Annotated in this window: 17 protein-coding genes and 1 pseudogene; 11 read left to right on the top strand and 7 right to left on the bottom strand. The window is 58.5% G+C overall.

Annotated features, from left to right (window positions below; genetic code table 11):
* Positions 1–145: 145 nt before the first annotated feature.
* Entirely contained in the window at positions 146–889 is a 744-nt protein-coding gene (locus HKK52_RS27350) for a phosphatase PAP2 family protein (RefSeq protein ID WP_169373330.1), read from the top strand.
* Positions 890–966: 77 nt separating this feature from the next.
* Here HKK52_RS27350 and groL read toward each other — a convergent pair whose 3' ends face one another.
* The 4 genes from groL to HKK52_RS27330 form a co-directional block, all read right to left on the bottom strand.
* Positions 967–2,610: a chaperonin GroEL gene (groL, locus tag HKK52_RS27345; RefSeq protein WP_092278663.1), complete on the bottom strand. Its 1,644-nt coding sequence runs from the start codon at positions 2,608–2,610 to the stop codon at positions 967–969.
* Positions 2,611–2,659: 49 nt separating this feature from the next.
* Positions 2,660–2,953, bottom strand: a complete 294-nt coding sequence (locus HKK52_RS27340) for a co-chaperone GroES (RefSeq protein WP_007948593.1) — start codon at positions 2,951–2,953, stop codon at positions 2,660–2,662.
* 247 nt (positions 2,954–3,200) lie between these two features.
* Complete coding sequence (locus HKK52_RS27335) at positions 3,201–3,677, bottom strand: FxsA family protein (RefSeq protein WP_149657970.1); 477 nt, start codon at positions 3,675–3,677, stop codon at positions 3,201–3,203.
* Between the two features lie 66 nt (positions 3,678–3,743).
* A complete protein-coding gene (locus HKK52_RS27330) occupies positions 3,744–4,475 on the bottom strand; it encodes a HugZ family pyridoxamine 5'-phosphate oxidase (protein ID WP_169373329.1) in 732 nt (243 codons plus the stop codon).
* A 168-nt stretch (positions 4,476–4,643) separates the two neighbouring features.
* On the opposite strand from HKK52_RS27330, the gene HKK52_RS27325 reads away from it, so the two are divergent.
* Positions 4,644–5,402, top strand: a complete 759-nt coding sequence (locus HKK52_RS27325) for an SDR family oxidoreductase (RefSeq protein ID WP_123515064.1) — start codon at positions 4,644–4,646, stop codon at positions 5,400–5,402.
* 156 nt (positions 5,403–5,558) lie between these two features.
* Here the strand turns inward: HKK52_RS27325 and apbC are convergent, their stop codons facing one another.
* Complete coding sequence (gene apbC / locus HKK52_RS27320; protein WP_169373328.1) at positions 5,559–6,653, bottom strand: iron-sulfur cluster carrier protein ApbC; 1,095 nt, start codon at positions 6,651–6,653, stop codon at positions 5,559–5,561.
* A gap of 185 nt (positions 6,654–6,838) precedes the next feature.
* Between apbC and metG the strand changes: the two genes are divergently transcribed.
* From metG to HKK52_RS27280, 8 genes and pseudogenes are all read left to right on the top strand, one after another.
* Positions 6,839–8,890 (top strand): methionine--tRNA ligase, encoded by a 2,052-nt coding sequence (gene metG / locus HKK52_RS27315; RefSeq protein ID WP_169373327.1) that lies wholly within the window; start codon positions 6,839–6,841, stop codon positions 8,888–8,890.
* A 131-nt stretch (positions 8,891–9,021) separates the two neighbouring features.
* Positions 9,022–9,591 carry an Rnf-Nqr domain containing protein gene (locus HKK52_RS27310; protein ID WP_169373326.1) on the top strand — a complete coding sequence of 190 codons (570 nt, stop codon included), beginning with the start codon at positions 9,022–9,024 and terminating at the stop codon, positions 9,589–9,591.
* A 17-nt stretch (positions 9,592–9,608) separates the two neighbouring features.
* A pseudogene (rsxB, locus tag HKK52_RS33065) lies at positions 9,609–9,983 on the top strand (electron transport complex subunit RsxB); the annotation flags it as partial.
* Between the two features lie 802 nt (positions 9,984–10,785).
* A complete protein-coding gene (locus HKK52_RS27300) occupies positions 10,786–11,778 on the top strand; it encodes an RnfABCDGE type electron transport complex subunit D (protein WP_169373324.1) in 993 nt (330 codons plus the stop codon).
* Positions 11,775–12,386, top strand: a complete 612-nt coding sequence (locus HKK52_RS27295; protein WP_169373323.1) for an RnfABCDGE type electron transport complex subunit G — start codon at positions 11,775–11,777, stop codon at positions 12,384–12,386. The genes HKK52_RS27300 and HKK52_RS27295 overlap by 4 nt, the downstream gene beginning before the upstream one ends.
* A complete protein-coding gene (locus tag HKK52_RS27290; RefSeq protein WP_169373322.1) occupies positions 12,379–12,957 on the top strand; it encodes an Rnf-Nqr domain containing protein in 579 nt (192 codons plus the stop codon). The genes HKK52_RS27295 and HKK52_RS27290 overlap by 8 nt, the downstream gene beginning before the upstream one ends.
* A 25-nt stretch (positions 12,958–12,982) precedes the next feature.
* Complete coding sequence (gene nth / locus HKK52_RS27285; RefSeq protein ID WP_169373321.1) at positions 12,983–13,621, top strand: endonuclease III; 639 nt, start codon at positions 12,983–12,985, stop codon at positions 13,619–13,621.
* Positions 13,622–13,727: 106 nt separating this feature from the next.
* Positions 13,728–13,907 (top strand): PA3496 family putative envelope integrity protein, encoded by a 180-nt coding sequence (locus HKK52_RS27280; protein ID WP_169373320.1) that lies wholly within the window; start codon positions 13,728–13,730, stop codon positions 13,905–13,907.
* 43 nt (positions 13,908–13,950) lie between these two features.
* On the opposite strand, the gene HKK52_RS27275 is transcribed toward HKK52_RS27280, so the two are convergent.
* Entirely contained in the window at positions 13,951–14,577 is a 627-nt protein-coding gene (locus HKK52_RS27275; protein ID WP_169373319.1) for a response regulator transcription factor, read from the bottom strand.
* Positions 14,578–15,095: 518 nt separating this feature from the next.
* On the opposite strand from HKK52_RS27275, the gene HKK52_RS27270 reads away from it, so the two are divergent.
* The gene (locus HKK52_RS27270) at positions 15,096–15,830 is read left to right on the top strand and encodes a hypothetical protein (RefSeq protein WP_169373318.1); all 735 of its coding nucleotides are present in this window, start codon (positions 15,096–15,098) and stop codon (positions 15,828–15,830) included.
* Positions 15,831–15,960: 130 nt separating this feature from the next.
* Here the strand turns inward: HKK52_RS27270 and HKK52_RS27265 are convergent, their stop codons facing one another.
* Positions 15,961–17,178, bottom strand: coding sequence for an argininosuccinate synthase (locus HKK52_RS27265; protein WP_008155574.1), 1,218 nt, complete (start codon positions 17,176–17,178; stop codon positions 15,961–15,963).
* Between the last annotated feature and the right edge of the window lie 42 nt (positions 17,179–17,220).

Below are 17,220 nucleotides of genomic sequence, written 5' to 3'. Positions count from 1 at the left end.
GTTGTGTGGCCCTGTCCTTTCATCATTCTACCGACCGATGTTTTAACGAGTTTTTCACTCTCGATTCACAAGGCCACAACAGGATCGGGCGCAGACTCCGCGCGACTGCGCCCCTCAGAACTTGCTCACTGCTCAAGGAATTGCCATGGTTTCGACCTCTGCCCGCCCCGCCTCCCGCCCACTCAATTTCTGGGTATGTCTCGGGGTTCCCGCCATTGCGGCGATCGTTCTGGTGTTGCTCGAACTGACCGATCTGGACATGAATCTGGCTCGGTACTTTTATGATCCGGCGGCCGGTGATTTCATTGGCCGGCACAGTTATTTCCTCGAAGACATCCTGCATGACCGGGCTAAACAAGTGGTCATCGCTTTCTCGGTGTTTGCGGTGATCGGTTTTATCTGCGCGTTTTTTGTCGAGAAGCTCAAACCGTTCAAACGGGAGCTGGGTTGCCTGGTGTTGTCGTTGGGCTTGGCCACTTCATTTGTCACGCCGGTGAAAGTGGTGACGGCGGTGCAATGCCCCTGGAGCCTGGAACAGTTCGGTGGCCATGAAACCTACAGCGAACTGCTGAGCCCGCGTCCGCACACCGATAAGCCGGGCCGGTGCTGGCCGGGCGGTCATGCGGCCACCGGTTTTACCTTGTTTGCGCTGTTCTTTGTGCTGCGCGACCGTCGTCCTCGACTGGCGCGCAAGGCGTTTATCTTCGCTGCCGCTTTGGGCACGGTGTTTTCCATCAGCCGGATGATGCAGGGCGCGCACTTCTTCTCGCATAACGTGTGGACGGCGATTTTCTGCTGGCTGATTTGCCTGGGGTCGTATTACTACATCCTGTATCGACCGGCTTCCAAGGTTGAGCGGGTTGGCAAGGCAAAGCCGGTCAGCGTCTGAGCTGACGTCTGCACGGGCAATAAAAAACCCCGCCTGCTTAGCGCAGGCGGGGTTTTTATGTACGGGGTAAGGCTGGCTTACATCATGCCGCCCATGCCACCCATACCGCCCATGTCTGGCATACCGCCGCCAGCCGAGCCTTCTTCCTTGATCTCGGCGATCATGGCTTCGGTGGTGATCATCAGGCTGGCGATGGAAGCCGCTGCCTGAAGAGCCGAACGAGTCACTTTAGCCGGGTCCAGGATGCCCATTTCGATCATGTCGCCGTATTCGCCGGTAGCAGCGTTGTAACCGTAGTTACCCGAACCCTGCTTGACCTTGTCGACAACGACGCTTGGCTCGTCGCCGGAGTTGGCAACGATCTGGCGCAGTGGCGCTTCAACAGCGCGACGCAGCAATTGGATACCAACGTCCTGATCGGCGTTGTCGCCTTTCAGTTCGGAGATAGCCTGCAGAGCGCGAACCAGTGCCACGCCGCCGCCAGGTACCACGCCTTCTTCAACGGCAGCACGGGTAGCGTGCAGGGCGTCTTCAACGCGGGCTTTCTTCTCTTTCATTTCTACTTCGGAACCAGCGCCAACCTTGATCACTGCAACGCCGCCGGACAGCTTGGCCAGACGCTCTTGCAGTTTTTCACGGTCGTAGTCGGACGAAGTGTCAGCCACTTGCTGACGGATTTGCAGAACGCGAGCCTGAATATCAGTCTCAACGCCGGCGCCGTCGATCACGGTGGTGTTTTCTTTGGACAGGATCACGCGCTTGGCATTACCCAGGTGTTCCAGGGTAGTGCTTTCCAGGCTCAGACCGATCTCTTCGGAGATAACGGTACCGCCAGTCAGGACGGCGATGTCCTGCAGCATGGCCTTGCGACGGTCGCCGAAGCCTGGAGCCTTGACGGCTGCGACTTTAACGATGCCACGCATGTTGTTCACAACCAGAGTCGCCAAGGCTTCGCCTTCAACGTCTTCGGCCACGATCAGCAGTGGACGGCCGGCTTTGGCAACGGCTTCCAGTACTGGCAACATTTCGCGGATGTTGGAGATCTTTTTGTCGACCAGCAGAATCAGCGGACCGTCGAGCTCGGCAGTCATGGTTTCTGGCTTGTTGACGAAGTACGGGGACAGGTAGCCACGGTCGAACTGCATGCCTTCAACAACCGACAGTTCGTTTTCCAGGCCCGAGCCTTCTTCAACGGTGATCACGCCTTCTTTACCGACTTTTTCCATGGCTTCGGCAATGATGTCGCCGATGGAGTTGTCGGAGTTGGCCGAGATGGTGCCGACCTGAGCGATCGCCTTGGTGTCAGCGCAAGGCTTGGACAGGGCTTTGAGCTCTTTGACGATAGCGATGGTCGCTTTGTCGATACCGCGCTTCAGGTCCATCGGGTTCATGCCGGCAGCGACGGCTTTCAGGCCTTCGTTGACGATCGATTGAGCCAGAACGGTAGCGGTGGTGGTGCCGTCGCCTGCGTCATCGTTGGCACGGGAGGCAACGTCTTTGACCAGCTGCGCGCCCATGTTTTCGAAACGGTCTTTCAGTTCGATTTCTTTGGCTACGGAAACGCCGTCCTTGGTGATGGTCGGAGCGCCGAAGCTCTTCTCGATGATCACGTTACGGCCTTTAGGGCCCAGGGTCGCTTTTACTGCGTCAGCCAGGACGTTTACACCGGCGAGCATTTTCTTGCGGGCGGAATCGCCGAATTTAACTTCTTTAGCAGCCATGATCGATATTCCTTAAATACTTTGTAGTAGCGGGAAAATGAGCGGGGAATCAGCCTTCGACAACGGCGAGGATTTCGCTCTCGCCAATTACCAACAGGTCTTCGCCGTCGACTTTCACAGTGTTGCTGCCGGAGTAAGGGCCGAACACAACCTTGTCACCCACTTTCACGGACAGCGCACGCACTTCACCGTTGTCCAGCACTTTGCCTGGGCCTACAGCGAGGACTTCGCCCTGGTTTGGCTTTTCAGCAGCCGAACCTGGCAGGACGATACCGCCAGCGGTTTTCTTTTCTTCTTCGCTGCGACGGACGACGACGCGGTCATGCAGAGGACGAAGCTTCATTGTCGATCTCTCCTAATTGTGGTTTTCATCGGCCGGTGTATTCCCGGCGGGTTTAACAAATCCGGCGGTGCCGGGTGCGGTTCGTCGAGCGAACCGCGGAAGTCTGTCTGGCGTGATCGCCAGAAACCTTGCGGTGACCGTTACATAAGGGCGCATAAGCTTATTACAAGGGCGGGCAAGCAAATTTTTTCATGTTGTGGCCCGCAAACGAACACGGCACCCGAAGGTGCCGTGCAGCTGAAACGCTTTACTTGGGATCGTGGTGTTCGAACTCGCCTTCGATCACATCGGGCTCGCGGCCCAACGGCTGACGCGGGGCAGGACCGCCCCGCGGTTGCAGGTCATCGGCGAAGGCACGCTGACGGATCGCCGCCTCTTCAGCGCGCTGGCGCATCTTGTTCGCCAGCAAGCGGCGAGACAGCGGCAGCAGCATGATCAGGCCCAGCACGTCGGTGACGAAGCCGGGCAGGATCAACAGACCACCAGCCAAAGCCAGCATCAGGCCTTCGAGCATGGTCTGGGCCGGCAGCTCGCCACGGTTCAGGCTTTCACGGGCACGCAGTGCAGTGGCCAGACCGGCGATCCGCAGCACGAACACGCCGAGCATCGAGCCGAGAATGATCAGCAGCAGGGCCGGGAAAAACCCGATGGCCCCGCTGACCTTGACGAATACGAACAGCTCCAACACCGGAAACAGTACAAAGAGCAATAAAAAAGGGCGCATCAAATGGTTCCTCAACGCAAGAATGCCTTGCCAGTAAGCCTTAGATGACGTCGCCACTTCGTGAATTCAAGCGTCGGCGACTTCATTTTTCGGCCAATGCTCGGCGTGAGCCAGGAAAACCAAGGCTTCCCGGACTTGTGTCGGCGTATTACACGGCGCTTGAAACGGCAACCAGTACAGCCCCTGGCCGATGCGCAAGTGCATGCCTTCGGTGTCGATGCCAGCCAGTTGCGCCGGGGCTGTCGTCGGCAAACCGGCCAGCTCGACGTAGTGCGCGATGGCCTTGGCGTGGTCGGCATTCATGTGCTCGACCATGCTCACTTCCGCCTTGCCGGCGAACGGGTTGGCCAGGGTCAGTTGATCGACCCAATGAATCGCGCCGAAACCGCCGATGTAGCGATGACGGACCGGCTTGAGCACCCAGAAATCGAAATCGTGAGCCTTGTGGTAACTCTGGGAGTCCGGGAAGTACCGGTAATAACGCTCGGCCGCCGCTTCGACAGCCGCCTCATCCTCAAGCTTTTCCGCCTCGGCCAGGTAGGTCAGGCGACCAACGGCTTGCGCGTCTTCCGCCCCACGCTCGCCGACGAACAGTGAGCATTTCGGATCTTTCTGCAGGTTGTGGGTGTGCTGGGCGATGCGGCTGATCAGGATCAGCGGCCGGCCCTGCTCGTCCAGGCAGTACGGAACCACCGAGCCAAAGGGGAAACCGGGCATGGCCTTGGAGTGTGTCGAAAGCACTCCGCGGTATTCCTTGAGAAGCAATTCTCGGGCATTCTTGGCCGCTTCAACGCTCAATTTATGACTCCTTATATAGAATCCGTCGAAAAAACGGACAGGCGCCTGGGGATAAGTATTCCAGCACGCCATCGGGGCAGTTCTCATGTGCAGCCAGGCCACATCAGGTGCAGATCGAGAGGCCCTCTAGAAGGAAACCACTTTCTGACCTGCTATTGGGGCATGCGAATGCAACTCACTGACAAAGTAATCATTATCACTGGCGGTTGCCAGGGTTTAGGCCGTTCGATGGCCGAGTATTTCGCAGGTAAAGGCGCGAAGCTGGCGCTGGTCGATCTGAACCAGGAAAAGCTCGATGACACCGTCGCCGCATGCAAGGCCAAGGGCGTCGAGGCCCGCGCCTATCTGTGCAACGTCGCCAATGAAGAACAAGTGACGCACATGGTCGCCCAGGTGGCCGAAGATTTCGGCGCGATCCATGGCTTGATCAACAACGCCGGGATTCTGCGCGATGGCCTGCTGATCAAGGTCAAGGACGGCGAAATGACCAAGATGAGCCTGGCCCAGTGGCAGGCGGTGATCGACGTCAACCTGACCGGCGTGTTCCTGTGCACCCGTGAAGTGGCGGCGAAAATGGTCGAGCTGAAAAACAGCGGCGCGATCATCAATATCTCGTCGATTTCCCGTGCCGGCAACGTCGGCCAGACCAACTACTCCGCCGCCAAGGCCGGTGTCGCCGCAGCGACCGTGACCTGGGCCAAGGAACTGGCGCGCTACGGCATTCGCGTGGCAGGCATTGCGCCGGGCTTTATCGAAACCGAGATGACGCTGGGCATGAAGCCGGAAGCGTTGGAGAAGATGACGGCCGGGATCCCGCTCAAGCGCATGGGCAAGCCGGACGAGATCGCCCATTCGGCGGCGTACATTTTCGAGAACGACTATTACACCGGTCGGATTCTGGAGATGGATGGCGGGTTGCGTATCTAAAGCGAGATCAACCCCTGTAGCAGCTGCCGAGGCACGAGGCTACGTTACGTGTCCGCAGGACCGCCCTCGGGGGCCGCTGCGCAGCCCATCGCAGCCTCGTGCCTCGGCAGCTGCTACAGAGAAACGAGGCTGCGATCTTTTAACAGGTGACGCAGATTAATCGTCGCTGACGGTGATATTCGGCATCGCCGGTGTCGCCGCTTCCTGCAACACGATCCGCGCGCCGACATGGCGGGCCAGTTCCTGATACACCATCGCAATCGGGCTGTCCGGCTCGGCGATCACCGTTGGCTTGCCGCCATCGGCCTGTTCGCGGATGGCCATCGCCAGCGGCAACGATGCCAGCAGTTCGACGCCGTACTGGGTGGCCAATTTCACACCACCGCCCTCACCGAACAGATGCTCGGCATGTCCGCAGTTGGAGCAGATGTGCACGGCCATGTTTTCCACCACGCCCAACACCGGAATGTTGACCTTGCGGAACATTTCCACGCCCTTGCGCGCGTCCAGCAGGGCCAGGTCTTGCGGCGTCGTAACGATGACAGCACCGGCCACCGGGACTTTCTGCGCCAGGGTCAGCTGGATGTCGCCGGTGCCAGGCGGCATGTCGATGACCAGGTAATCAAGGTCGCCCCACGCGGTCTGGGTCACCAGTTGCAACAGCGCACCGGAGACCATCGGGCCGCGCCAGACCATCGGCGTGTTGTCGTCGGTCAGGAAGGCCATGGACATCACTTCCACGCCATGGGACTGAATCGGGATGAACCACTTCTGATCCTTGACCTGCGGCCGGGTGCCTTCCGGGATGCCAAACATGATGCCTTGGCTCGGGCCGTAGATGTCGGCGTCGAGAATCCCGACCTTGGCGCCTTCACGGGCCAGCGCCAGGGCGAGGTTGGCGGCGGTGGTGGACTTGCCCACGCCACCCTTGCCGGAGGCTACGGCCACCACGTTCTTGACGTTGGCCAGGCCCGGGATCTGTGCCTGGGCCTTGTGCGCGGCGATCACGCTGGTGATCTCGACACGGGCGGTGACCACCCCGTCCAGCCCTTCGATAGCCATTTGCAGCAACTGCGCCCAGCCACTCTTGAACAGACCGGCGGCATAACCCAGTTCCAGCTGGACGCTGACGCGATCGCCCTGGATGTCGATGCCGCGCACGCACCCGGCGCTGACCGGATCCTGGTTCAGGTAAGGGTCGGTGTATTGGCGAAGGACGGCTTCCACCGCTGCGCGATTGAGGGCGCTCATGGGCAACTCCGATAGCAAGACTGGAAAATCAGGCGGGTATCGTACCTGTTCTGATCGTTTCGCGGGATGCCGAGAAAAGATCGCACCACCGATTCAATCATCGGAGGAAACAACCTCACGGGGTGAAAAATATGCGCCAGCGCTTTATAGTGGCCGACCTCCGTTTCATCAAGTAGCCGAGCCCCATGTCCGAGCCACGCAAGATCCTCGTCACCAGCGCCCTGCCCTATGCCAATGGTTCGATCCATCTTGGCCACATGCTGGAATATATCCAGACCGACATGTGGGTGCGCTTCCAGAAGCACCGCGGCAATCAATGCATCTATGTCTGCGCCGACGACGCCCACGGTTCGGCCATCATGCTGCGCGCGGAAAAGGAAGGCATCACCCCGGAACAACTGATCGCCAACGTCCAGGCTGAACATAGCGCCGACTTTGCCGAGTTCCTGGTGGACTTCGACAACTTCCACTCCACTCATTCCGAAGAAAACCGTGAGCTGTCGAGCCAGATCTACCTGAAGCTGCGCGACGCCGGGCACATTGCCCAACGCTCGATCACGCAGTACTTCGACCCGGAAAAGAAAATGTTCCTGGCCGACCGCTTCATTAAGGGCACCTGCCCGAAATGCGGCACCGAAGACCAGTACGGCGACAACTGCGAAAAATGCGGTGCGACCTACGCTCCCACCGACCTGAAGGATCCGAAGTCGGCGATCTCTGGCGCCACCCCGGTGCTCAAGGATTCCCAGCACTTCTTCTTCAAGCTGCCGGACTTCCAGGAAATGCTGCAAGTCTGGACCCGCAGCGGCACCCTGCAAGACGCCGTCGCCAACAAAATCGCCGAGTGGCTGGATGCCGGCCTGCAACAGTGGGACATCTCCCGCGATGCGCCGTACTTCGGTTTCGAGATTCCGGGCGAGCCGGGCAAGTACTTCTACGTGTGGCTGGACGCGCCTATCGGCTACATGGCCAGCTTCAAGAACCTGTGCGCCCGTCGTCCAGACCTGGATTTCGATGCGTTCTGGTCCAAGGATTCCACCGCCGAGCTGTACCACTTCATCGGCAAGGACATCGTCAATTTCCACGCGCTGTTCTGGCCAGCGATGCTTGAAGGTGCGGGTTTGCGCAAGCCAACCGGCATCAACGTACACGGCTACCTGACCGTCAACGGTCAGAAAATGTCCAAGTCCCGTGGCACCTTCGTCAAGGCCCGGACCTACCTGGACCACCTGTCGCCGGAATACCTGCGCTACTACTACGCGGCCAAGCTTGGCCGTGGCGTCGACGACCTGGACCTGAACCTCGAAGACTTTGTGCAGAAGGTCAACTCCGACCTGGTGGGCAAAGTCGTCAACATCGCCAGCCGTTGCGCCGGTTTCATCCAGAAAGGTAACGCCGGTGTATTGGTGGCGGGTAACGCCGCGCCGGAACTGACCGACGCCTTCCTCGCCGCCGCGCCAGGCATCGCCGAGGCCTACGAGGCTCGCGACTTCGCCCGCGCCATGCGCGAGATCATGGGCCTGGCCGACCGTGCCAACGCCTGGATCGCCGACAAGGCGCCGTGGTCGCTGAACAAGCAGGAAGGCAAGCACGACGAAGTCCAGGCCATCTGCGCCTTGGGCATCAACCTGTTCCGCCAACTGGTGATCTTCCTTAAACCGGTGCTGCCACTACTGGCCGCCGATGCCGAGGCGTTCCTCAATGTCGCGCCGCTGACCTGGAACGACCACGCCACGCTGCTGAGCAATCATCAGCTGAACGAATTCAAACCGTTGATGACCCGCATCGACCCGGTAAAAGTGCAAGCCATGACCGACGCCTCGAAAGAAGACCTGACTGCCAGCGCCACCGATACCGGTGAAACTGCACCGGCCGGCAATGGCGAATTGGTCAAAGAGCCGCTGTCGCCGGAAATCGAGTTCGACGCCTTTGCCGCCGTCGACCTGCGCGTGGCACTGATCCTCAAGGCCGAACATGTGGAAGGGGCCGACAAACTGCTGCGCCTGACCCTGGACATCGGTGATGAGCAACGCAACGTGTTCTCCGGAATCAAGAGTGCTTACCCGGATCCGTCCAAGCTCAATGGTCGCCTGACCATGATGATCGCCAACCTCAAGCCGCGGAAAATGAAGTTCGGGATCTCCGAAGGCATGGTGATGGCGGCCGGCCCTGGCGGTGAAGAAATCTACCTGCTGAGCCCCGACAGCGGCGCCAAGCCGGGGCAGCGCATCAAGTAAACTTCGATTTGCAAAACCGATCCCACAGTCGTGCCTGGCATGCCTGTGGGATTTTCATATCTGGCCCACCCTCCGTCCTTGCCGGATAATGCCTAACCTTGTTAGACAGGCCTCCTTCTGCCGGCACGATCATGACCGAACTGCTTCTTACGCTTATCAGCGCCGCCCTGATCAACAACCTCGTGTTGCAGTGGCCGCTGGGCGTCGATCCGCTGTTGGCTGCCGAACAACGGCAGGTCCATGCACTGGGCATTGCCACGGCAGCCCTGATGCTGATCGTCGGCATGACCGGCTACGCGCTCTTCCACTGGCTATTGGTGCCACTGGAACTGACGAGCCTGCGCCTGTTCGTGTTCCTGCCATTGAGCGTTCTGTTGATCGCCCCGCTGCTGACGTTACTGTCGCGATTATTTGCAAAACTTTCGTTCGAAGGCCTGTGGCCCTTGCTGCTCGGCAATGCCGGCGTGCTCGGGCTGACCTTGCTCAACGCCCAGGACGACAAGGGCTTTTTCCATGCCAGCGCCCTGAGCCTCGGTGCCGGACTGGGCTTCTGGCTGGTGCTGATGCTGTTCAGCGACTTGAGCCAGCGCACACGTGACAATGATGTTCCCCTGCCCTTTCGTGGCTTGCCGATCCAGTTGATCGGTGCCGGACTGATCGCAGTGGCTTTTCTCGGATTCAGTGGACTGATCAAAACATGAGTCTGATTCAACGCATCGACGCCCTCTTGCCCCAGACCCAATGCGGCAAGTGCGGCCACCCCGGATGCAAGCCTTACGCCGAAGGCATCGCCGACGGCGAGTCGATCAACAAGTGCCCGCCGGGCGGCAGCGAAACCATCGCCGCCCTGGCCGACTTGCTGAAAGTACCGGTGCTGGAACTCGACATCAGTCGCGGTTCGGCACCGGCGCAGATTGCCTACATCCGCGAAGCCGAATGCATCGGCTGCACCAAGTGCATCCAGGCCTGCCCGGTGGACGCGATCGTCGGCGCGGCAAAACTGATGCATACGGTGATCGTCGATGAATGCACCGGTTGCGACCTGTGCGTGGCGCCGTGCCCGGTGGACTGCATAGAGATGCGCCCACTGCCGCTGGCCACGGTGCTGCCGATTGTCGGCGGCCTGGCGTTCAGCCTTGAAGAACAACGGGCCCGGGCCAGCAAGCGCAATCGGGCGCGGCGTCGTTTCGAACAACGCAACGCTCGGTTACAACGTGAAGAACAACAGAAAATTGCCGAGCGCCAGGCCCGCGCCCAACGTGCCGCGCAACCCAGTGAAGTGACGGTCAATCCGGTGCAGGCCGCCCTTGAACGGGTCCGCGCGCAAAAAACCGCAACGGCTGACGCGGCGTTGAAAAAGGCCAAGATCGATCTGGCGATGAGTCGGGCGCAATTGAACAAATCGCTCAAGGCCTTCGGCCATCCACCGACCTTCGAGCAACAATCGCAACTGATCGTCCTGCAACAGCAGTTCGAAGCCGCCGAGCAGGCGCTGGCGCAACTGGAAAGCACCGCGCCACCCGCCCCGGCACTGGTTGCCCCGGCAAAAGACGCCGAGCTGAAACGGGCGAAAATCCAGCTAGCCATGCGCCGCGCCGAGCTGAAAAAAGCGCAGACCAGTGAAGCGCCGGCGCAGCAGATCGAAGCGTTGGAGCGGGCGTTGAAAAATGCCGAACAGGCGTTGCACGAGGCTGAAGCGGTCAGTGATCAACCGTTGCCTGACCTGATGCGCGTCGAAAAACGCCCGATCGACAGCCAGCTTCGACAGCTGAAAACCGAATTGGCCTACGCTCGCGCCGATGTCAGCAAGCTTGAACGACGGCTGGATACGCCGACAGAGATGATGGACAAGGCGCGCGCCCGACTCCTGGAAGCCGAACGCCTGGTGGAGGCCTATGTCGCCCCTTGAATCGGTGGACGAACGCCTTCAGCAGGCCATGAAGCTGGTATTGCTGGCCACGGTGCCGGGGATGCTGGCAATGTTTTGGCTGTATGGCTGGGGCGTCTTGATCAACCTGATTCTGACGGCCTTGACGGCGCTGGCGATAGAGGCCGCGGTGCTGAAGTTGCGCAAGCGCCCGCTCAAGCCGACCTTGAGCGACGGCAGTGCCTTGGTCACAGCGACGCTGCTGGCGCTGGCCTTGCCGCCGTATTGCCCGTGGTGGCTGACGGTCAGTGCTGCCGCCGCCGCGTTGCTGTTCGGCAAACATCTGTATGGCGGTGTCGGCAAGAACCCGTTCAACCCGGCCATGCTCGGTTTCGCCTTGATGCTGGTGACCTTTCCGCAACTGATGACGCACTGGCCGTCATCCCATGGCATGGACCTGCTCGGCGGTCTGTCGCAGGTGTTCGGCTTCAGTTTTAGCCAGACGCCGGATGCGTGGGTCCAGGCCACAGCGCTGGACAGCCTGCGCATCAATAAAAGCCTGACCATGGATGAGCTGTTCGCCGGCAACCCGGCGTTCGGTCATTTTGGCGGTCGCGGTGTGGAATGGGTCAACCTAGCGTTTCTGGCCGGTGGTGCTTTTCTGCTTCAGCAACGGGTGTTCAGCTGGCATGCGCCGGTCGGCATGCTCGCCAGCCTGTTCATCATCAGCCTGTTGTGCTGGAACGGCTCGGGGTCCGATTCCCATGGCTCGCCGCTGTTTCATCTGCTCACGGGCGCGAGCATGCTGGGTGCATTCTTTATCGTCACGGAGCCGGTGTCCGGCGCAAAAAGCCCCACGGCCCGACTGCTGTTCGGCGCGGGGGTCGGGCTGCTGACCTACCTGATTCGGACCTGGGGCGGCTATCCGGATGGCGTAGCGTTTGCCGTGCTGCTGATGAACCTCTGTGTGCCGGCGCTGGAACGGTTTGCCGCCGCCCCCCAGGAGCGAACCGCGCCATGAACCGGGCGACCAGCGTTGTGATCCTGGCGTTATTGGCCGGCCTTGGAACAGGCGTGACCTATCTTGTGCAACACACCAGCGCGACGCGCATTGCCACTGAACAGCGCCTGATCGACAGTCGCACGCTGCTGGATATGCTGCCGTCCGACAGCTACGACAACCAGCCGCTGGAACAACCTCTGCCCCTCGAAAACATCCCGTTGAGCAACAGCACGTTGCTGGGGGGTTACCGGGCGACGAAGTCTGGCCAGCCCAGCGCGGTGTTGCTGCGCAGCCAGACCCTGGGTTACACCAGCGCCATCGAATTGCTGATCGCCATCGACGCCAATGGAAAATTGCTCGGGGTCAAAACCCTCAAACAGGCAGAAACACCGGGCCTGGGTGGTCGCCTCGCTGATTGGCCGAATGCCTGGCTGCACCTCTTTACCGGCAAGTCGCGCACCGATCCCGCGGACAATGGTTGGGCGTTGAAAAAGGATCAAGGGCAATTCGATCAAATGGCCGGGGCGACCACGACCTCAAGAGCCGCGATCAACACGATCCATGATGCGTTGCGCTATTTCGATGAGCATCGGCAACAACTGATGGGGAGCGACGCCCATGAATAAGGCGTCTGTACAGAACTCACTGATGCTGGCGCCACTGATCGGCGTCACCGGCTCCCTGATGACCGCTCTGGGACTGTGGCTGATGTTCGTGGTGGTGATTGCGGTCTATGACGTCGGGATGGGTCCTTTGCGCGCCAGACTCGTGCCGTGGGCACGCTTGCCGGCCGGCGTCCTGCTGGCGGCCACGCTGACCAGTTGCGCCGAACTCGCCGGGCAAGCTTGGTCGCTGCAATGGCAGCAACATCTGGGGTTGTATGCCGGGCTCATCGCCTTGCAATGTGTGGTGCTGGATAACAATGGCTTTTTCCAGAGCCCCTGGCGTGATCGCTTGCGCCTGTGTGGCCTGTTCGGCGCGCTGATGGCAAGCCTGGGCCTGCTGCGCGAACTTATCGGTCAAGGCACCGTTGGTGCTCATCTGTCCTGGCTGACCGGCGGGGTGGATTGGCCCGGTATCGTTCTGACTGCCGACGGCGGCCTGCGCCTGGCCACCCTCGCTCCCGGCGGATTCATCCTGCTGGGGCTGTTGATCGCCGGGTGGCAGGCCTGGCCTCGCCCAACGCCTTCTAATTGACCGCTTTCGAGGAAATGCATCACCCATGAATGCCGCAAAACGTTACGAAATCTTTCGCAGGCTGCACGAAGACAACCCGGAGCCGAAGACTGAACTGGCCTATTCCTCAGCATTCGAACTGCTGATCGCGGTGATTCTGTCGGCGCAGTCCACCGATGTCGGCGTCAACAAGGCCACGGCCAAACTCTATCCGGTGGCCAATACCCCGGCGGCGATTTATGCCCTGGGCGTCGAAGGTCTGTCGGCGTACATCAAGACCATCGGCCTGTTCAACAGCAAGGCCAGGAACGTGATCGAAACCTGTCGCTTGCTGGTGGAGCGCCATGGCGGCGAAGTACCGCAGACCCGCGAGGAGCTGGAAGCGCTACCCGGCGTTGGCCGCAAGACCGCCAACGTGGTGCTCAATACCGCATTCCGCCAGCTGACCATGGCCGTGGACACTCATATTTTCCGGGTCAGCAACCGTACCGGCATTGCACCTGGCAAAAATGTGGTCGAGGTGGAAAACAAGCTGATGAAGTTCGTGCCCAAGGAGTTTCTGCTCGACTCCCATCACTGGCTGATCCTCCACGGGCGCTACGTATGCCTGGCCCGAAAGCCCCGTTGCGGCAGTTGCCGGATCGAAGACTTGTGCGAATACAAGCAAAAGACCTCGGACGATTGAGGCGCTATTAGAATTATTGATTTATCGATTGAAAAAATCTTTTTTACCCGCCGGGAGAATGTCGATATAAGGAGCGCCAAAGGCAGTCTTAGCCTGGAGTAACAAAATGAGCACTGGCAAAGAGCAATTGGACGTAGAAGACGACTTCACCCCCGTTGAAGCCGATGACGCTGAACCGGTGGTCGAGGTAGCGAAAACCAACCTGAGCAAGCGCCGCACCATCGACAATCTGCTGGAGGAGCGCCGACTGCAAAAGCAATTGGCCGATTACGATTTTGATGTATGACACCTAAAAGCCTCCCGAAACGGAGGCTTTTTACTAGGTGTCGTCACACCAGGCCATTTCGCTGGGCCAGTTCGATCAAGTCCACCAGCGAGCGAGCATTGAGCTTCAATAACAAACGGGTCTTGTAAGTACTGACGGTCTTGTTGCTGAGGAACATTCCATCGGCTATCTCTTTGTTGGTCTTCCCTCGAGCCAGTTGTTGCAACACCATCATTTCCCGCCCCGACAAGCGATCCACCATATCGGCTTCACTGGCATTACCCAGACTGGACCGTACTGTATGCAAGGCTTGATTAGGAAAGTAACTGTAGCCTGACAACACAGCCTTTATTGCGCTGAGTAATTCAGTGAGGTCTTGTTGCTTGCACACATAACCGGCGGCACCTGATTGCATGCAGCGCATCGAAAAATGCCCCGGCGCCTGAGACGTCAGCACCAACACTTTCAAAGGTAACGCCACTGACGTCAGACGCGCGATGACTTCCAGCCCATCCAGTTTCGGTATTCCAATATCCAGAATGACAATATCCGGTAAATGTTCACGAGCAAGTTGCAATGCATCTACACCATTGTCTGTTTCTGCGATGACTTCGTAGCCATGACGTTCCATTAGCAAACGCACCGCGAGACGAATGACAGGGTGATCATCCACGATCAGCACTTTATTCATGGGCAAGTCCAATTTTCGCTGTTCGAATTTTTAGAGCCCGCACAATAGCCTAGTCGTTTCATCCGTGGCATGCCGTCCCCCCCAGGTACCCACACCGAGAGACATCCCCTACAAGTAACGCGGATTATTCCTACAAAAAAACCTCGAAGGTAATGCGCGTGAAAACGTAAAAATCCAGGAGCACTCAGCAACAGCCGCTTTTTTTTGTATCGCCTTACAAACAATACCGCACATAACCGACAACTGTACAACCCAGCCAGCCTCTTCTGCCTACAACGACAAGCTGATACCAAGCAACGCTACCCGCCTGAAAAACGAACACAGCACCCAATAAAACTTTTGATACAAGAACACCCAACATATAAAAATCATGAGCACTACAGTTACTCGATATCGCCACAACCCTTTACCAAGAACGGACTCTAATTAAAAAACAAACCTCAATAAATCAAAAAAGCAAACCATCAACAACTCCTTTATTCACACGAGAAAAAGACATCATCTTATGAGCAAAAAATATGAAAAAACTCCAAAAAAAGATCTCCAACCCAATGACCATTATCGCCATTTTTGCAGCGATCTCAGAAACATCTGCCGCTGTCTCTCTGCCTTTTCTTGATAACGCCGAAAGAGAAATCTATATCTGGTTTTTGATCAGCTTCCCGTTCTACTTACTCTTTCTTTTTTTCCTCACACTCAACTTCAACTATCGATCATTGTATGCCCCCTCTGATTTCGAGAAGGATAAGTACTTCGTAAAAGTCATGGATGACGCCGAGCGCTTGGAAAACAGAAAAAACCCGCGCTCAGGCGACTTGGTTGGAAAACCGAAAACCGCTGCTGTCGCTTCGACATCGGAACGTCCCCCGCCAGGCTTTTCGACCCACCGCAGAGGATTTAGCTGGTTCCAGACCGCACAGGATCCGCCGGCACACCTCAACCTGCAAACCAGTATCCGGGTTCAACACAGCGTCAATTTGCCGGGATCGCTGAAGGATCTGAGCATCATCGATGCTCGCGGTATGCACGCGCAGGAGGACGTCATAACCCTGATGGAAAGAATCCGCCGACCACGCAACCATCCCACGAAAGTGATCGTGTTTCTTGCTTGCAGCCAATCGGAGAAGTTACTGAAGGAAGGCGCACTCAAGTATTCGACACACAGAAAAAAAGGCGCTTGCGAGGCCTTCTGCGTTGTCTACAACTTGAACTCACAGGGCGTGACAGTGCTGGATCAAACGCTGAATGGGTAACCAGGAAAAGACGATAGCCGGATTAGATATGAGATGGGCGCTGGCAACATGTGCGAGGCAGAACAACCTTTTTTCAGCTGCTGACCCTGTCGACGACAGGGCCAGCACCTCAGTTACCGCTACAACGATCTCAGAACAACTTGCGACCCTTGTTGGCTGCAATGCGCATGCGCAAGGCGTTGAGCTTGATGAAGCCCGCCGCGTCAGCCTGGTTGTAGGCGCCGCCATCTTCTTCGAAGGTGGCAATGTTGGCGTCGAACAACGATTCATCGGACTTGCGGCCGGTGACGATCACGTTGCCCTTGTACAGCTTCAGGCGCACAACGCCGTTCACGTGGGCCTGGGACGCATCGATCATCTGTTGCAGCATCAGACGCTCAGGGCTCCACCAGTAACCGGTGTAGATCAGGCTGGCGTATTTCGGCATCAGCTCGTCTTTGAGGTGAGCCACTTCGCGGTCCAGGGTGATCGATTCGATCGCACGGTGCGCGCGCAGCATGATGGTGCCGCCTGGGGTTTCGTAGCAGCCACGGGACTTCATGCCCACGTAGCGGTTTTCGACGATGTCCAGACGGCCGATGCCGTGTTCGCCACCGATCTTGTTCAGCGTCGCCAGCACGGTGGCCGGGGTCATTTCGACACCGTCCAGTGCGACGATGTCGCCGTTGCGGTAGGTTAGTTCCAGGTACTGCGCTTTATCAGGAGCCTTCTCCGGGGAGACGGTCCATTTCCACATGTCTTCTTCGTGCTCGGTCCAGGTGTCTTCCAGCACGCCGCCTTCATAGGAGATGTGCAGCAGGTTGGCATCCATCGAGTACGGGGATTTTTTCTTGCCGTGACGCTCGATCGGGATGTTGTGCTTTTCAGCATAATCCATCAGCTTTTCACGGGAGAGCAGGTCCCACTCGCGCCAAGGGGCGATCACTTTCACGCCTGGCTTGAGTGCATAGGCGCCGAGCTCGAAACGCACCTGGTCGTTACCCTTGCCGGTGGCGCCATGGGAAATGGCGTCAGCGCCGGTTTCGTTGGCGATTTCGATCAGGCGTTTGGCGATCAACGGACGAGCGATGGAAGTACCCAGCAGGTACTCGCCTTCGTAAACGGTGTTGGCGCGGAACATCGGGAACACGAAGTCACGCACGAATTCTTCGCGCAGATCGTCGATGTAGATTTCTTTGACGCCCATGGCCTGAGCCTTGGCGCGGGCCGGTTCGACCTCTTCGCCCTGCCCCAGGTCAGCGGTGAAGGTCACCACCTCACAGTTATAAGTATCCTGCAGCCACTTGAGGATCACCGAAGTGTCCAGGCCGCCGGAATACGCCAGAACGACCTTGTTTACGTCCGCCATGCCATCACTCCACGGGGTTTACGGAAAGCCGTGAAGTCTACC

The sequence above is a fragment of the Pseudomonas sp. ADAK2 genome (assembly GCF_012935755.1).
Classification (GTDB): Bacteria; Pseudomonadota; Gammaproteobacteria; order Pseudomonadales; family Pseudomonadaceae; genus Aquipseudomonas.
The sequence above is the reverse complement of the archived record's forward strand: the minus strand, read 5'-3'. Positions and strand labels throughout refer to the sequence as shown.

Coding starts and splice junctions, on each gene's coding strand:
- HKK52_RS27350 (WP_169373330.1), top strand. CDS start 146: ATGGTTTCGACCTCTGCCCGCCCCGCCTCCCGCCCACTCAATTTCTGG.
- groL (WP_092278663.1), bottom strand. CDS start 2,610: ATGGCTGCTAAAGAAGTTAAATTCGGCGATTCCGCCCGCAAGAAAATG.
- HKK52_RS27340 (WP_007948593.1), bottom strand. CDS start 2,953: ATGAAGCTTCGTCCTCTGCATGACCGCGTCGTCGTCCGTCGCAGCGAA.
- HKK52_RS27335 (WP_149657970.1), bottom strand. CDS start 3,677: ATGCGCCCTTTTTTATTGCTCTTTGTACTGTTTCCGGTGTTGGAGCTG.
- HKK52_RS27325 (WP_123515064.1), top strand. CDS start 4,644: ATGCAACTCACTGACAAAGTAATCATTATCACTGGCGGTTGCCAGGGT.
- apbC (WP_169373328.1), bottom strand. CDS start 6,653: ATGAGCGCCCTCAATCGCGCAGCGGTGGAAGCCGTCCTTCGCCAATAC.
- metG (WP_169373327.1), top strand. CDS start 6,839: ATGTCCGAGCCACGCAAGATCCTCGTCACCAGCGCCCTGCCCTATGCC.
- HKK52_RS27310 (WP_169373326.1), top strand. CDS start 9,022: ATGACCGAACTGCTTCTTACGCTTATCAGCGCCGCCCTGATCAACAAC.
- HKK52_RS27300 (WP_169373324.1), top strand. CDS start 10,786: ATGTCGCCCCTTGAATCGGTGGACGAACGCCTTCAGCAGGCCATGAAG.
- HKK52_RS27295 (WP_169373323.1), top strand. CDS start 11,775: ATGAACCGGGCGACCAGCGTTGTGATCCTGGCGTTATTGGCCGGCCTT.
- HKK52_RS27290 (WP_169373322.1), top strand. CDS start 12,379: ATGAATAAGGCGTCTGTACAGAACTCACTGATGCTGGCGCCACTGATC.
- nth (WP_169373321.1), top strand. CDS start 12,983: ATGAATGCCGCAAAACGTTACGAAATCTTTCGCAGGCTGCACGAAGAC.
- HKK52_RS27280 (WP_169373320.1), top strand. CDS start 13,728: ATGAGCACTGGCAAAGAGCAATTGGACGTAGAAGACGACTTCACCCCC.
- HKK52_RS27275 (WP_169373319.1), bottom strand. CDS start 14,577: ATGAATAAAGTGCTGATCGTGGATGATCACCCTGTCATTCGTCTCGCG.
- HKK52_RS27270 (WP_169373318.1), top strand. CDS start 15,096: ATGAAAAAACTCCAAAAAAAGATCTCCAACCCAATGACCATTATCGCC.
- HKK52_RS27265 (WP_008155574.1), bottom strand. CDS start 17,178: ATGGCGGACGTAAACAAGGTCGTTCTGGCGTATTCCGGCGGCCTGGAC.